The organism is Catenulispora rubra (genome assembly GCF_015356825.1).
Taxonomy (GTDB): Bacteria; Actinomycetota; Actinomycetes; order Streptomycetales; family Catenulisporaceae; genus Catenulispora; species Catenulispora rubra.
The window spans coordinates 59,545-74,163 of the sequence record NZ_JAACYW010000020.1 but is presented as its reverse complement, the minus strand read 5'-3'; the positions used below and the strand labels follow the sequence as shown (position 1 = coordinate 74,163).

Below are 14,619 nucleotides of genomic sequence, written 5' to 3'. Positions count from 1 at the left end.
CCCGCGACCGCCCCGTCCGCCCTCGCCGCCGCCGGGCATTAGCAGTACGCGAGCTTCGACTTCGCCGGCGCGAGCGTGACGTTTCCGACGGTCAACGTCCCGCCGACACAGCCTTTCTCACCAGTACAGATCACCACGGACAGCACCGCGCCGTCGCAGGCCTCGGGCCAGAGCGCGTTCCTCAACCCCTCGACGCCCTTCGCGCAGGTCTTCGGCAACTGGGGCTTCGCGCTCGGCGACGTGGACGCCGAGAAGGTCCGCGTGACCGCCTGCGACGCAGCCGGCAAGCAGGTACCGGTCAGTTTCCAGGGCTCGTTCAACTTCTGCCAGGGCACGCCGCTGCCCAGCGCCTGCGGCGGCCAGAACGAAACCGACCAGCCGTCCTGGGACCCGGCGAGCTCCTTCCTGGTCGGCAACGTCGCCGACACCAACGGCGCCGCCGGTCGTCACCCAGCCCGGCCAGCCGGTCGTGATCCCGGTGTGCGAGGGCACGTCGAAGAACATCGACTGATCAGCGGCGCCGAGCATGGCACCATCACCTCGCACGCCAACTGCACCGTCACCTACACCCCGAACCCCGGCTTCACCGGCAATGACAGCTTCACCCTGCGCATCGAGACCGCCGACGGCCAGATCCTGGTCCGCAGCTTCGACGTGAAAGTGGCCAGGACGCTGCCGGCCACCGGCCTGCCCGGCGGCCTCCCGGCCGAGGTCGCGGCGGCCCTGGCGCTGCTCGGCGCGGGCGCCGTGCTGACCGCCGCGACGCGCAAGGCGCGCAAGGCATAACCGCAGTCCACCGCACAGGCGTGCCCCCAGGGGACAATATGGACCCATGATGCCTGTGCTGCTGCTGGTGATCGGGATCGCGTTCGGCGCGCTGCTCGGCGTGCTGTGGGAGCGGTCCCGCCGCCTGACGCTGAACTCGCAGGCGCTGGACCAGTCCGCGGACCGGCTGCTGGCGCTGGCCGGCTCGCAGTTCGACGCCGCGGGCCGGCCGATCAACGAGTCCCTGTCCCGGCTCGACGACCGGCTCCGCGACATCGAGCGCGGCCGCGCCGCCTCGCAGGCGGCGCTGGCGCAGCAGATCGAGGACGTGCGCACCGCCGCCGGCTCCCTCGGCACGCAGACCGCGGCGCTGGTCACCGCCCTGCGCCGGCCCGAGGTGCGCGGCCAGTGGGGCGAGATGCACCTGCGCCGCGCGGTGGAGCTGGCCGGCATGGTCGACCGCTGCGACTTCACCACCCAGATGGTGCTCCCCGGCTCCTACGGCGCGACCGGCTCGGAGGGCATGCTGCGGCCGGACCTCGTCGTGCACCTGGCCGGGGACAAGTACGTGGTCGTGGACGCCAAGACCCCGCTGGCCGCGTACCTGGACGCCGCGGAGGCCACGGACGAGACCGTACGGCTGGAGCACCTGACCGCGCACGCCAAGCACCTGCGCGTGCACGTCGACCAGCTGGCGTCGAAGGCCTACTGGCGGGCGCTGGGCGCCAGCGGCCGCCCCACGCCGGAGTTCGTGGTGTTGTTCGTCCCCGGCGAGGCTTTCCTTTCACAGGCTGTGGATATCGATCCGGAACTCCTGGAGCACGCCGCCGTGCGCCGCGTGGTGATCGCCACCCCGACCACGCTGATCGCCCTGCTCCGCACGGTCGCGTACGCCTGGACGCAGGACGCGCTGGCGGCGAACGCGCAGCAGGTGTTCGAACTCGGCCGGGAGCTGTACGCGCGCCTGAACACGATGAGCGGGCACCTGGACCGGGTCGGCAAGGGCCTGAACTCCGCGGTCGCCGCCTACAACCAGTCCGTGGGCTCGCTGGAGTCGCGGGTCCTGGTGACGGCGCGGCGGCTGAACGAGCTCGGGCTGGTCGACGAGGAGCTGACAGTGCCGGCTCAGGTCGAGATCCAGACCCGGGCTTTGTCGGACTAGCACCGCCCAGAGCTGCGTGCCCGCGCCCGCCAAGACCTTCATTCTGTCGCCGCCGCGCACGCACCTTCCACTGGCGGCGTTTCGCTACCCGAATTGCGTGCAATCGCGTCGTAGGTTCGGATCTGTGAACGAAGCCAGCCGCCTCGCGCCCCGTCCCGCCCGGGTCCCGCAGACCCGCCGCGACCGCGACGCGCTGCGCCGGGAACGCATGGCCGCCCCGCTGGACTTCCGCTCGACCGGTCCCACGCGGCCCCGGCCGCGTTCCCAAGCACATTCCCAGCCGAGACCGCGTCCGGCGACCCAGGCCGGAACTGGGACTGGCACCGCCGCACGCTCCGCCAACCGCCGCCAGGCCCTGACCGCCTGGGGCGTCCTGCTCATGGTCACCGGCCCCACGGCTGCCGCCGCCGCCCTCGACGCCCTGGTCACCGGCGACGTGCACTGGTTCTTCGACCTGGTCTTCGTCGCCGCGTCCTTCCACGCCGCGACCCTGGTCCGCCGCCGCGACCTGCTGGCCGGCGTCATCGTGCCGCCGTTGGCGTACTGCGCGGGGCTGCTCACAGCGGTGCAGTTCGGCGTCATGCGCGCCGGCCACGGCCCGGTCGGCCAGCTCGCCTCGCTCGGCGCCCTGCTCGCGGTCAAGCCGCGGCCGCTGTTCCTCGGCACCGCGCTGGCCGCGGCGCTGATCGCGGCACGCTGGGCCGGCATGCGGAGCGCCGCCAAACGGTAGCCGGGCCCACGGCGAAGACGACATGGATGGCGTGGATGGCGTGGGCGACGGGACGGCGTGCGAGGCGACGACGGCGAGGACCGCAAGAAATGAACGGCAAGATCTGGTTCGAGATCGACCCCGGCGGCCGCTTCGCCCTCGACGACTACGGCTGCCGCTTCCTCGCCGAGCTCCGGCGCGCCGCGCTGGGCTGGGACCCACTCGGCGTGATCGCCTTCGACTCCTGGGCCCTGGCCCTGGCCGGACCGTCGGTGTTGGCGGTGCTCACCGTCCCGGAGGCCGACCCCTTCGGTCTGCAGATGCGCTTGGCGGGCGGAGAGTTCGGCGGCTACTGGGGCGACGACTGCTCGTTCTGGGAGGACTACACCCCGAGCGCGCCGGGCTACATCAACGTGCAGGACAGGCAGGCCGCGCCGGAGGAGATGGCGCAGAACGCGGCGGACTGGATCGCGGCCCAGCTCTCCAGGCCGCTGCTTCTGGAGGAGCAACGCAGCTCCGCGTTAGGGCTGCGGCGCCGCACGTGGGTGTTCGCCGACACCGGAGAACGCCTGCCCTGCTGCCGGAGCTGCCACAAGCCGCGCTTCCCCGGCGACGGACCGCGCCGGGGACAGACGTTGGTGGCGCAGATGCGGGACGTGGCCCCGAGCTCCGCCTGGTGATCCCACCGCGGGGAACGCTATAGCGTTCGCCGCGTAAAGGCCCCCGACCTACGTGCTACGCCTCACTGCCCTCGCGCATGTCCTTCCGCAGCTCCGGCGGCAGCGCGAACAGCAGCTTCTCCTCGGCCGAGCGCACGACCTCGACCGTCCCGTACCCGCGCTCGGCGAGCCAGTCCAGCACGCCCTCGACCAGGTCCTCCGGGACCGAGGCGCCGGAGGTCAGCCCGACCGTGCGCACGCCGGCCAGCCACTCCTCGCTGATCTCGGAGGCGAAGTCGACCAGGTACGCGGCGCCGGCGCCGGACTCCAGCGCCACCTCGACCAGGCGCACCGAGTTCGAGGAGTTCTTGGAGCCGACCACGATGACCAGGTCCGAGTCGGCGGCGATGCGCTTGACCGCGGTCTGCCGGTTCTGGGTGGCGTAGCAGATGTCGTCGGACGGCGGGTCCAGCAGCAGCGGGAACTTCGCGCGCAGCCGGTCCACGGTCGCGATGGTCTCGTCCACCGACAGCGTGGTCTGCGACAGCCACGCCACCTTGGCGGGGTCGCGCACCTGCACCTCGGCCACCGAGTCCGGGCCGTCGACCAGGATGATGTTCTCCGGGGCCTCGCCGGTGGTGCCGACGACCTCCTCGTGGCCGTCGTGGCCGATGAGCAGGATGTCGTAGTCCTGCTCGGCGAAGCGCACGGCCTCCTTGTGCACCTTGGTGACCAGCGGGCAGGTCGCGTCGATGGTCTTCAGGCTGCGCCGGGACGCCTCCTCGTGGACGATCGGCGCCACGCCGTGCGCGGAGAACACCACGGTCGCGCCCTCGGGCACCTCGTCGGTCTCCTCCACGAACACCGCGCCGCGGCTCTGGAGAGTCTGCACGACGTGCTTGTTGTGCACGATCTCCTTGCGGACGTACACCGGGGCGCCGTAGAGCTCCAACGCCTTCTCCACGGTCACCACCGCGCGGTCCACACCGGCGCAGTAGCCGCGGGGCGCGGCGAGGAGAACGCGGCGGTCTTCAGGTGCAGAGACGTTCATGGTTCCCATGGTAGGCGGCGCACCGGCATCCACAGCCCATGATCGGCTCTCTCCACAACTTCGCCACGTCCGCGCAGCGTCCCCGCCGATGGCTACGCTCCTCTCTATGGCGATGCAATCCTCGGCCGAACAGCCCATCCCCGTCCGCGCGGTCTCCGAGGCGGTGGCCGGGTGGATCTCCCGGCTGGGGGCGGTCTGGGTCGAGGGACAGCTGGCGCAGATCAACAAGCGGCCCGGGTCACAGATGGTGTACCTGGTGCTGCGGGACCCCTCTGCGGACGTCTCCGTACAGATCACCACGTTCCGTCGCGTATTCGAGGCAGTAGTGCCTCCGCTCACAGAGGGTGCGCGGGTCATCGTCTATGGGAAGCCGGACTTCTACGTTCCGCGCTCCTCGTTCTCCATCCGCGCTGAAGAGATCCGACAGGTCGGCCTTGGAGAGCTCCTGGCGCGGCTGGAGATGCTGAAGGCGAAGCTCAAGGCGGAGGGACTGTTCGATCCGCAGAGGAAGAAGCCTCTGCCGTTCCTCCCGCGCAGCATCGGCCTTATTACGGGACGCGCCTCGGCAGCGGAGCGGGACGTTCTGGAGAACGCCAAGCGCCGGTGGCCAGGGGTGCAGTTCCGGGTGGTGAACACCGACGTGCAGGGGCCGAAGGCGGTCCCGCAGATCCTGCCGGCGCTGGCCCAGCTCGACGCCGACCCCGAAGTGGACGTCATCATCATCGCCCGCGGCGGCGGCTCTGTAGAGGACCTGCTCCCGTTCTCCGACGAAGCGCTCATCAGGGCGGTCGGAGAGTGCGAGACGCCGGTGGTCTCCGCGATCGGGCACGAGCCGGACTCCCCGATCCTCGACCTCGTCGCCGACTTCCGGGCCTCGACGCCGACCGACGCCGCCAAGCGGGTCGTACCGGACGTCGCCGAGGAGATGGACCGGGTCGCGGAGCTGCGGCGCAACGCGTGGCGCTCGGTGGCCCGGATACTAGAACGCGAGGCCATGGGCCTGGCTTCGTTCCGGCAGCGGCCGGTACTGGCTTCCCCGTACTCGATGATCGACGGCCGTCGCAACGACCTCGACGAGCTCACACGGCGGGCCCGGGCCAGCATCGGTCATCGGCTCGACCGGGCTTCGGACGATCTGGGGCACACGCTGGCGCGGGTCCGTGCGCTGTCTCCGATGGCGACGCTGGAGCGCGGCTACTCGATCGTCCTCGCGCCGTCCGGACACGCGGTCCGGTCCGCCGCGGAAGTCAGCGAGGCGGACGTGCTCGACGTCCGCCTCGCTTCAGGACGTCTGGACGCGACGGTCTCTGCGGTGTTCCCCGCAGAAGACGTTGCTACGGCAGAGGAGCCCAGCGAGTAAGGGCGAGGCCCCTGGGCGGTTCAAAGCCGAGTTCTCTATAGAGCGCCTCGCCATACTCACTGGCGTGGAGCTCTATACGCGGGATGCCCTGATCTGCATACCAGTCCAGGAGCGCTTGCAGGACAAGACGCGAGTAGCCGCGCCGCCTATAGCGTTCCTCGGTACAGACTCCATATATATAGCCGGAGCGCCCGGACGGGTTCCGCTCATTCGGCAGCCGCTCGTCGATGGCACCGATGGCGCTGGCGGCGAGGCCGTCCCCGTCCAGGGCATCGATGACGAAACACGCGGTCCCGGCCTCGTCGCCGGACTCCAGCCAGGTGCGGACCTTCTTCACAGCCGCCACGTGATTCGGTTCGTCCGGCGCCGGCGGCGTGGCCCCGAACACGGCGAAGGCCATCTGGTGCCGCAGCCGCTGGATCTCTTCCTCGTCTCCGGGCACGGCCCGCCGTACAAGCACTTCGTCGGTACCAGTCACAGCCGGAAACTATCCTGAACCCATGGCGAACGAGACGACCCCCACCGCCGGTGAGACCCCGGACCTGTCCCACCTGGGCTACGAGCAGGCCCGCGACGAGCTGATGGACGTGGTCCGGCGCCTGGAGACCGGCGGCCTGACGCTGGAGGAGTCGCTGGCCGCCTGGGAGCGCGGCGAAGCGCTCGCCAAGCACTGCCAGGCGAAGCTGGACGGCGCGCGGGCCCGGCTCGACGCCGCGATCGGCGCCGGGAGCGGGGACGGCGACGAGGGCTGAGCCCCCGAAGCCGAACCCCGGACACGGCAGCACAGCAGCACGGCGGCAGCACCACAACACGCGAGCCCCGCTCCTTGAGGAATCCTCCTCAGGAGCGGGGCTCATGTGTGCAAGAAGTAGGCCTACTGCAAGGACCCCGCGAGGGCTTCCAGCTCCGACAGAGAACCGGTCCCGGACACCACGACCGCGACCTTGCCGGGCGTCGTGGCCGCCGCGGTCCCCACCGGGGCCGTGGTCCGCACCAGCGCGTGGTGGCTGCCGTCCGGAGTCGCATAGACCTGCCACTGGTACCCGCCAGCCGTGACCGTGCCGCCGGCCCCGCTCACCTGGGTGGCGTCCGGCGCCTGCACCTGGAGCACGCCGTCCACCCCCTTGCCGCCGGAGACCTGGTCCAAGCCGACGTACTGGTCGTCGGAGGTCAGGAAGCCGAGCTCCCAGCGGAGCTGCGCGCCGGGGTCGAAGTCGGCGTGGATCGAGGTGGCGCGCCAGCGCGGGGGCAGCGTCGTCGGAGCCAGGGCCTGGAACGGCAGGTCCGGGTCGCGGCGGGCCTGCGCCAGCGGGATCGTGTAGTCGACCGTCTGGACCGCGTCCTCCGGCTTCTTGGAGTCGTGGGGGAACCACTCGACGATCGCGACGATCGGGAGGGAGATCACCGCCATCGACAGCAGCATGTCCCGGAGGGACTTCTTCAACGGGGAGACGCGGGCCATAGGGATATGGTCCCATCCGTCCCCCCGCGATCCGCGCGGGGTCCCGGCGTTTGCCCGACATGAGCCTGGCCACTTCGCGGTACCGGGTCCACGCCCGCCTCGATACGATCTCCCTCGACAACCCTCGTGAACCGCGACGGTGCGGATCCCCCTCCTCGAGGAGCTTTCAGACCATGAACGCCGCAGTCCCGCAGGCGAACGACGCTGCGACATCCGACGTCTCGACATCCGACTCCGAAGCCCCCGACCGCAACCTGGCGCTGGAGCTCGCCCGGGTGACCGAGGCCGCGGCGATGGCGGCCGGCCGCTGGGTCGGCAAGGGCGACAAGAACGCCGCCGACGGCGCCGCCGTGAACGCGATGCGCAAGCTGATCAACACCGTCTCGATGCGCGGTGTGGTCGTCATCGGCGAGGGCGAGAAGGACGACGCGCCGATGCTGTTCAACGGCGAGGAGGTCGGCGACGGCTCCGGGCCCGAGTGCGACGTGGCCGTGGACCCGATCGACGGCACCACCCTGACCGGCAAGGGCATGCCCAACGCCCTGGCCGTGATCGCGGTCGCCGACCGGCACAGCATGTACGACCCCTCCGCCGTGTTCTACATGGACAAGCTGGTCGCCGGCCCCGAGGCCGCGGACGTCGTGGACATCACCGCGCCGGTGGCGGAGAACATCCGCGCGGTCGCCCGCGCCAAGCGCCGCGAGCCCGCCGACATCACCGTCGTGGTCCTGGACCGTCCCCGCCACGAGGGCCTGGTCGCCGAGATCCGCGAGGCCGGCGCCCGCATCAAGTTCATCTCCGACGGCGACGTGGCCGGCGCCATCATGGCCACCCGCCCCGGCACCGGCGTGGACCTCCTGCTCGGCGTCGGCGGCACGCCCGAGGGCATCATCGCGGCCTGCGCCATCAAGTGCCTCGGCGGCGTGATCCAGGGCCGCCTGTGGCCCAAGGACGACGCCGAGCGGCAGCGCGCCATCGACGCCGGCCACGACCTGGACCGCGTGCTCCTCACCGACGACCTGGTCTCCGGCGAGAACTGCTTCGTGGCGATCACCGGCATCACCGACGGCGAGCTCGTCCGCGGCGTGCACTACACCGGCGGCGGCGCGACGACGCAGTCGCTGGTGATGCGGTCGAAGTCGGGGACGGTACGGCTGATCGACTCCGAGCACCGGCTGGACAAGCTGCGCTCGTACAGCGCGGTGGCGTTCCACTAGGCCGCCGTTCCCGGTGGTCGTCGAGGCGCGGCGGGTCCGCGCCTGACGACCACCGTCGGCCCCTGATGGCCACCGTCGGCCGCCGTCCCGTGCGGCGCAACCCTCAGCACTCGAACAAAAAATGTCTCACCCATTCGCCTCACGCTCTGGCCAGAGCGTCCGTTCCGTGGTGATCTGGTGAGGTGAGCGCAGAGTCGACGGGCGCCGGCTCCAACGGCGAGAAGAACGAGGTGGCACTGGTCTTCGCCGGCGTCATGCTGGGCATGCTGCTGGCCGCGCTGGACCAGACGATCGTCTCCACGGCGCTGCCGACCATCGTCTCGGACCTCGGCGGCGCCAACCACATCTCGTGGGTGGTGACGTCGTACCTGCTGGCGTCCACGGCGCTGACCCCGTTGTGGGGCAAGCTCGGCGACCAGTTCGGGCGCAAGCGGGTGTTCCAGACCGCGATCGTCATCTTCCTGATCGGCTCGGCGCTGTGCGGGCTGTCGCAGAACATGGGCGAGCTGATCGGCTCGCGCGCGCTGCAGGGCGTGGGCGGCGGCGGCCTGATGGTGCTGGCGATGGCGCTGATCGCCGACGTGGTGCCGCCCCGCGACCGCGGCAAGTACCAGGGCGTGGTCGGCGCGGTGTTCGGCGTGGCCAGCGTCATCGGCCCGCTGATCGGCGGCTTCTTCGTCGACAACCTCAGCTGGCGCTGGGTGTTCTACGTCAACCTCCCGGTCGGCGCGATCGCGCTGGTCGTGGTGGCCATCGGCCTGCGCACGCACACCGCGCACCGCAAGCCGGTCATCGACTACCTGGGCACCTTCCTCATCGCCGCGGCGGCCAGCTCCCTGATCCTCATCACCAGCTTCGGCGGCAGCACCTGGGCCTGGGGCTCGTGGCAGGTCGTGATGTGCGGAGTACTGGCGGCGGTACTCCTGGTCGCGTGGTTCTTCGCGGAGAAGTACGCCAAGGAACCGGTGCTGCCCCTGCACCTGTTCAAGAACCCGGTGTTCGCCATGTGCAGCACCATCGGCTTCGTCGTGGGCTTATGCATGTTCGGCAGCCTCACGTTCCTGCCGCTGTACCAACAGATCGTGCACGGAGCCACGCCGACAGCGTCCGGCCTCCAGTTGCTGCCCCTGATGGCCGGCCTCCTGTTCGCCTCGATCGTCTCGGGACAGCTGATCAGCCGCACCGGCCGTTACAAGATCTTCCCGATCGTCGGCACCGCGGTGATGACGGTCGGCGCCTGGCTCCTGTCCCGCATGACCGACACCAGCTCCACGGCCTCCAACGCGGTCGCGATGCTGGTCTTCGGCCTCGGCCTGGGCCTGGTGATGCAGGTCCTGATCATCGCGGTGCAGAACAACGTGGACTACGAGGAACTCGGCACGGCCACCAGCGCGGTGACGTTCTTCCGCTCGATCGGCGGCGCCTTCGGCGCCTCCCTGTTCGGCACCATCTTCAACAACAAGCTGACGGCCGAACTCAAGACCGCGGTGGCCGGCGGCAAGATCAACCCGACGTTCCCGTTCCAGAAGGCGATCGAGGACCCAAAGCTCATCAAGCAGTACCCGAAGACGGAGACGCAGCCCTTCCTGCACACCTACGCGCACGCACTGCACTACGTCTTCGTCTACGCGATCCCCTTGTGCATCCTGGCGTTCCTCCTGGCCCTGTTCCTCCGCGAAGTCCCACTCCGCACCACGACCCGCGGCACCGGCGCAGCCGAAGCGGCCACCGGCCCAACGCAGCGCTCGTCGATCGATGAGCTGGAGCGCGCCCTGACCCGCCTGTCCAGCCGCCAGAACGTGAAGGACCGCTACTCGCAGACCATCGCCAAATCAGGCATCGACATCTCCGTCCCGGAGGCCTACGGCCTGTTCCGCCTGAAGCAGTACGGCCCCACCCGCATCAACGACATCCCGGCCCGCCTGAACCTCCCGATGTCCGAAATCCGCCCCCACCTCGACACCCTGATCACCACCGGCCGCTGCTCGATCACCGGCACCCCACCGAACCAAACGGTGACGATGACCGAGGCCGGCGAAGCCGCGGTGGACGCACTCAGCGCAGCACGCCGCGCGATCCTGACGGACCAACTGGACGGCTGGTCCCCCGAGCAGCACGCGGAACTACTGACGATGCTCCGCCAGCTCGCCGACTCGTCGATGGACCAGGAGGACCGCCGGCTGCTGACCGGGGAGACGGCGGGCCGGGCGGCCGCGGAGATGTAGGGGCTGGCGAGAACTGGTGCCTTGACCGCTGCGGGTGGCGACGGGCCGGTGTGGCCAGGCTGCCGGTTCCGCTGAGAACTGGTGCCTTGACCGCTGCGGGTGGCGACGGGCCGGTGTGGCCAGGCTGCCGGTTCCGCTGAGAACTGGTGCCTTGACCGCTGCGGGTGGCGACGGGCCGCGCGTGGCCGGCCACGTGGTGAGGGGGTCCGAAGGACCATGTGGGGGTTTGGTTCTGGGTCCCTCGCCGCGTCAGCGGGCGCAGCCAACCTGCCCGGTTTGGCAGTGTCAAGCCGGACGAAACCGGACCACAGCAGCAGCGATGCGGCTTGATTCCGCCAAACCGGGCAGGTTCCGTTCACGGCGATGACGCGGCGAGGGACCCAGAACCCGGCGACCACAAGCAGCACCGCCACCGACCAGCGCAACGCAGGCAACAGCGGATAGAAAGCCGAACAGTCGCGGGCCGCCGCCAAACCGCCGGACGCGCGGGTCGCCCCCTCGTCGAGGAGGCCCGCCAGAGGCCTCAACGCACCCACCAAACGCGGCCGCCACCCGCCCACATGACGCGTGCGCAGTGACTCGGACCCACGCGCGGTCGTGCACGCGAACACCGGCGGCCGCCAGCGCAACCCGCAGGGCACAACCGAACTGCGTTCCCCTGCGAGGTCATCAAACCCTGCGCGAAGCCGTAAAAAGCCTTTAAAACCAACAAAAAATCCGCACCAGCCAGCAGCAACCGCCACAACAACGACGATAACAACAACCCCGCAAACCACCGAACGGCCGAGGCATACGCCACCGCACACCTCAGCCGCCCAACCGCCCTAACCACTCGAACCGCCCGAGCCGCCCTAACCGCCCAACCCTCCAACCACCCCCCAACTACCCAATCTCACGCAACCGAGGCAACCCCTCAGCCAACCTCTCAGCCCGCGCCACCGGATCATCCGTCTGCAGAATCAGCAGCGGATCGCTGATCCCAACCGCCACAAACTCCTCGACCGTCCTTTGCAGCGCATCAAAATCATCGCCGACCCGGATCTGCACCGACCGCCGAATCGTCCCCGGATCCCTGCCGACATCCGCGCAGTGCTGGTCCAGCACCGCCGACGCCTCCGCGACCTCGGCCGGCGTCCCGCCCGCTGCGTTCCACACCGCCGCGTACTCCGCAGCGAGCCGAAGCGTGCGCTTGCGACCGCTACCCCCGATCCAGATCGGCGGGTGCGGCGTCTGGATCGGCTTGGGTTCCGCGATCGCGTCCTTGATCTGGTAGTGCTTGCCGTCGTGGGTGGTGCGGGTCTCGGTCCACAGGGAGGTGATGATCTTCAGCGCCTCCTCCAGCCGGTCCGCGCGGCTGCCCGCGGTGCCGAACGGCAGGCCGAGCATCGTGTGCTCGTTCTCGGCCCAGGCCGCGCCGATGCCGAACTCCAGCCGGCCGCCGGACAGGTGGTCGACCGTCACCGCCATCTTCGCCAGCTCGGCCGGGTGCCGGTAGGTGTTGCCGGTGACGGAGCACCCGATGCGCACGCGCGACGTCAGCGCCGCCATGCCCGCCAGGGCCGTCCAGGCCTCGAAGATGTCCTTGGTCTCGTCGCCGCCGAGGCTGGCGAAATGGTCCATGTTCCAACAGTGGTCGAAGCCGGCTTCGTCGGCGATATGCCAGACGGCCTTGTACTCCTCGATGGTCGCATCCTGGCTGAGTTTGATCCCGAAACGGAGATTCGCCATGAGCCAAGGCTACTTCGCCGTCAGAGCCCCGAGCTTCTTCCGCGACCGCTTCCCCGCGAGCTCCTCCTCGACCTGCGCCAACCAGGGCCACGCCCCGAGCGCCGCGAACCGGTCCCCCGCCGCCTCCAGCCGCGCACGATCGCCGTCGAGACGCCCGAACGCCAACAGCGTCCGCGCTTCCTCATACCGGTCATCGGTCTCGGCGTGCAGCCGCAGCGCCTTCTCAAAGTGCTGCTTGGCCTTCGCAGCCTTGCCGACCTGCCCGAGACAACGCTCGGCCACAGCCCGAACCACTATCGACATCGACATGGCCACAGCGTCCTTCGCCGCCTCCGCCACGTCCCGGGCCTTCGCCGACTCCCCAGACCGCACCAGGGCTTCGACCAAATCACCCGCCACGGGAAGCACCGACGGATCCTGAACCCCCAGCCGCTCCAACCCCACCGCGACCTCGCCCAACACCGTCGCCGCAGCCTCCCACTTGCGCTCGGCCAACAACGCCACGCCAACGGCATGCCGCGGCCACAGCACATAAGCCTCGGACCCCGTGGACTCCGCCTCGACCAGCGCCGCGTCCTCGGTCGGCGCCCCCATCAGGGAACTGACGCGCAGCGCCAACCCCCGCGCCACCACCCGAACCGGCTGCTGCCCCAACCGCGCAGCCAGCCCCGCCGCCTCCATCGCGTCGTCCCGGGCCGCAGGCCACCGCCCCGCGCGGAAACCCACCTCGGCCCGCACGACCAATAGAGCGGGAAGATGCTCGGCCGCCCCATACGCACGCAATAGAGCGATTGAGCGGTCCAGCACAGCAGCCGCGCCTCTGACATCGCACGTCCACATCGCCCCGGCCGCGATGGCCGGCACCGTCAACGGCCCCATGTCCAGCGGATCGGACATCAGCGCGGACGAGACCACCGGCGCCAACATCGCCTCGGCGTCGATGGCGCGGCCGGCCAGGATCAGCCCGATCGCGGTGGTGTGGCTGCCGCTCTCCAGCAAAGTCTTGATTTTGGCCTGCGGCGTGCGCAGAACCGAGGTCCGGGTCGCGATGCGGTCCAGCCGGTTGTGCAGCGTCGCGTCATCCGTGAGCACGCGCGCCTCCCGGATCGCCCGGCCGAGGCCGCCGAGATCCCCGAGCAGCCGCGCGGTGTCGGCCGCGCCGGTCAGCCAGCGGGCCCGCGCACCCGGATCAGGGGACAGACTCGCCGCCCGCCCGTACGACGACCGCGAAGCCTCCAGCGCCCCCCGCAACCGCGCGCCGTCCGCGGCCCGCCCCAGCGCCTCGGCCGCCGCACCGTCCGGGCCGACCGCCGCACCGGCCAGGTGCCGGGCCAGGATCTCGCCCTTCTCGGCCTCCCGCAGCTCGTTGATCGCGTCGACGAACGCCGCGTGCGTCTCCTGCCGCTCGGTCGGCGTGGCCGTCGCGTAGATGGACGTCGCCACGCCGAGGTCGCGGAACCGCCAGCCGGAGGTCGTCGCCTCGATCACGCCCTCGGCGACCGCCGGGGCCAGATCCCCGACCCGCAGCCCGAGGTGGTCCAGCGCCCCGCCGACCTCGTCGATGTGCCCCGTCGCGCTGGCGGCCAGCACGAGCAGCGCCCGCGTCGTCGCCTTCGGCAGGTCCCCGGCCGCGACCGGCCGCTGGAGCTGCACCGCCACCGCGCCGAGCGCACCGAACGGGGCCCGGCGCACGTCGTCGACGGTGAGCACCCACGCCACCGGCGCCCGCCTGGTGGCGCGCACGGCGACCGCGATCGCGATCGCCGACGGCCGGTCCAGCAGATGCGCGTCGCCGACCACCGCGACCACCGGCTGCACCGCCGCGGCCCGCGCGATGAGGTCTCCGGCCGCCCGGCCGACGTGGCCGGCACCGCGCTCGAGATCGAGCCCCGACTCGCCGTCGATCAGCGGGCGCACCAGATCGGCCAGTCCGCTGAAGGCTGCGATCGCTGCCGTCTCGGCAAGCTGCGCTGCGTCGGCGATCTGCGTTGTCTCAGTGATCTGCGCTGTCTCAAAAGTCTGCGCTGTCTCAGCAATCTGAGCCACCTGCACGGCCGGCAGACCACCGCCGGCGCGCAGCACACACAAGCCGTCGACGACGGGACCCGCGATCCCGGCGAAGTCCGCCGGAGCCGCGCCACCGAGCAGGACGGCGCCGCCCAAGCCACGCCGCACGTGCTCGAGGAGGGTCTGCACGGGCTGCCGCATACGTATCAGCCTACTGGCGGAACGCTCGCGATATGTCTGATCCGGCCAACCCGTGCTCCGGATGGGGCCTTCG

Annotated in this window: 13 protein-coding genes; 8 read left to right on the top strand and 5 right to left on the bottom strand. The window is 70.5% G+C overall.

All coding sequences use genetic code 11. The features are described from left to right. Positions 1 to 75 precede the first annotated feature (75 nt). From GWK61_RS59385 to GWK61_RS08695, 4 genes are all read left to right on the top strand, one after another. A complete protein-coding gene (locus tag GWK61_RS59385; protein WP_194906865.1) occupies positions 76 to 786 on the top strand; it encodes an Ig-like domain-containing protein in 711 nt (236 codons plus the stop codon). Between the two features lie 46 nt (positions 787 to 832). Beyond that, complete coding sequence (locus GWK61_RS08705; protein WP_228561970.1) at positions 833 to 1,927, top strand: DNA recombination protein RmuC; 1,095 nt, start codon at positions 833 to 835, stop codon at positions 1,925 to 1,927. A gap of 124 nt (positions 1,928 to 2,051) precedes the next feature. After that, entirely contained in the window at positions 2,052 to 2,657 is a 606-nt protein-coding gene (locus GWK61_RS08700) for a DUF6542 domain-containing protein (RefSeq protein WP_194906864.1), read from the top strand. An 89-nt stretch (positions 2,658 to 2,746) separates the two neighbouring features. Continuing rightward, positions 2,747 to 3,316: a hypothetical protein gene (locus GWK61_RS08695; protein WP_194906863.1), complete on the top strand. Its 570-nt coding sequence runs from the start codon at positions 2,747 to 2,749 to the stop codon at positions 3,314 to 3,316. A 55-nt stretch (positions 3,317 to 3,371) separates the two neighbouring features. Here the strand turns inward: GWK61_RS08695 and GWK61_RS08690 are convergent, their stop codons facing one another. Next, positions 3,372 to 4,355: a 4-hydroxy-3-methylbut-2-enyl diphosphate reductase gene (locus tag GWK61_RS08690; RefSeq protein ID WP_194906862.1), complete on the bottom strand. Its 984-nt coding sequence runs from the start codon at positions 4,353 to 4,355 to the stop codon at positions 3,372 to 3,374. Positions 4,356 to 4,452: 97 nt separating this feature from the next. Here GWK61_RS08690 and xseA point away from each other — a divergent pair, with 97 nt between their 5' ends. Next, on the top strand, positions 4,453 to 5,706 hold the full coding sequence (xseA, locus tag GWK61_RS08685; RefSeq protein WP_194906861.1) for an exodeoxyribonuclease VII large subunit: 1,254 nt from the start codon (positions 4,453 to 4,455) through the stop codon (positions 5,704 to 5,706). Here xseA and GWK61_RS08680 read toward each other — a convergent pair. Continuing rightward, positions 5,681 to 6,184 (bottom strand): GNAT family N-acetyltransferase, encoded by a 504-nt coding sequence (locus GWK61_RS08680; protein ID WP_194906860.1) that lies wholly within the window; start codon positions 6,182 to 6,184, stop codon positions 5,681 to 5,683. The genes xseA and GWK61_RS08680 overlap by 26 nt on opposite strands. Positions 6,185 to 6,206: 22 nt before the next feature. Here GWK61_RS08680 and GWK61_RS08675 point away from each other — a divergent pair, with 22 nt between their 5' ends. Next, the gene (locus GWK61_RS08675; protein ID WP_194906859.1) at positions 6,207 to 6,458 is read left to right on the top strand and encodes an exodeoxyribonuclease VII small subunit; all 252 of its coding nucleotides are present in this window, start codon (positions 6,207 to 6,209) and stop codon (positions 6,456 to 6,458) included. A 122-nt stretch (positions 6,459 to 6,580) separates the two neighbouring features. On the opposite strand, the gene GWK61_RS08670 is transcribed toward GWK61_RS08675, so the two are convergent. Beyond that, positions 6,581 to 7,168 (bottom strand): DUF4245 domain-containing protein, encoded by a 588-nt coding sequence (locus GWK61_RS08670; RefSeq protein ID WP_194906858.1) that lies wholly within the window; start codon positions 7,166 to 7,168, stop codon positions 6,581 to 6,583. A 173-nt stretch (positions 7,169 to 7,341) separates the two neighbouring features. Here GWK61_RS08670 and glpX point away from each other — a divergent pair, with 173 nt between their 5' ends. Beyond that, on the top strand, positions 7,342 to 8,385 hold the full coding sequence (glpX, locus tag GWK61_RS08665; RefSeq protein ID WP_194906857.1) for a class II fructose-bisphosphatase: 1,044 nt from the start codon (positions 7,342 to 7,344) through the stop codon (positions 8,383 to 8,385). A gap of 182 nt (positions 8,386 to 8,567) precedes the next feature. Further along, on the top strand, positions 8,568 to 10,610 hold the full coding sequence (locus GWK61_RS08660; protein WP_194906855.1) for an MFS transporter: 2,043 nt from the start codon (positions 8,568 to 8,570) through the stop codon (positions 10,608 to 10,610). 882 nt (positions 10,611 to 11,492) lie between these two features. On the opposite strand, the gene GWK61_RS08655 is transcribed toward GWK61_RS08660, so the two are convergent. Both GWK61_RS08655 and GWK61_RS08650 read right to left on the bottom strand, forming a co-directional pair. After that, entirely contained in the window at positions 11,493 to 12,338 is an 846-nt protein-coding gene (locus GWK61_RS08655; protein WP_194906854.1) for an LLM class F420-dependent oxidoreductase, read from the bottom strand. Positions 12,339 to 12,347: 9 nt separating this feature from the next. Continuing rightward, positions 12,348 to 14,546 (bottom strand): hypothetical protein, encoded by a 2,199-nt coding sequence (locus GWK61_RS08650; protein ID WP_194906852.1) that lies wholly within the window; start codon positions 14,544 to 14,546, stop codon positions 12,348 to 12,350. Between the last annotated feature and the right edge of the window lie 73 nt (positions 14,547 to 14,619).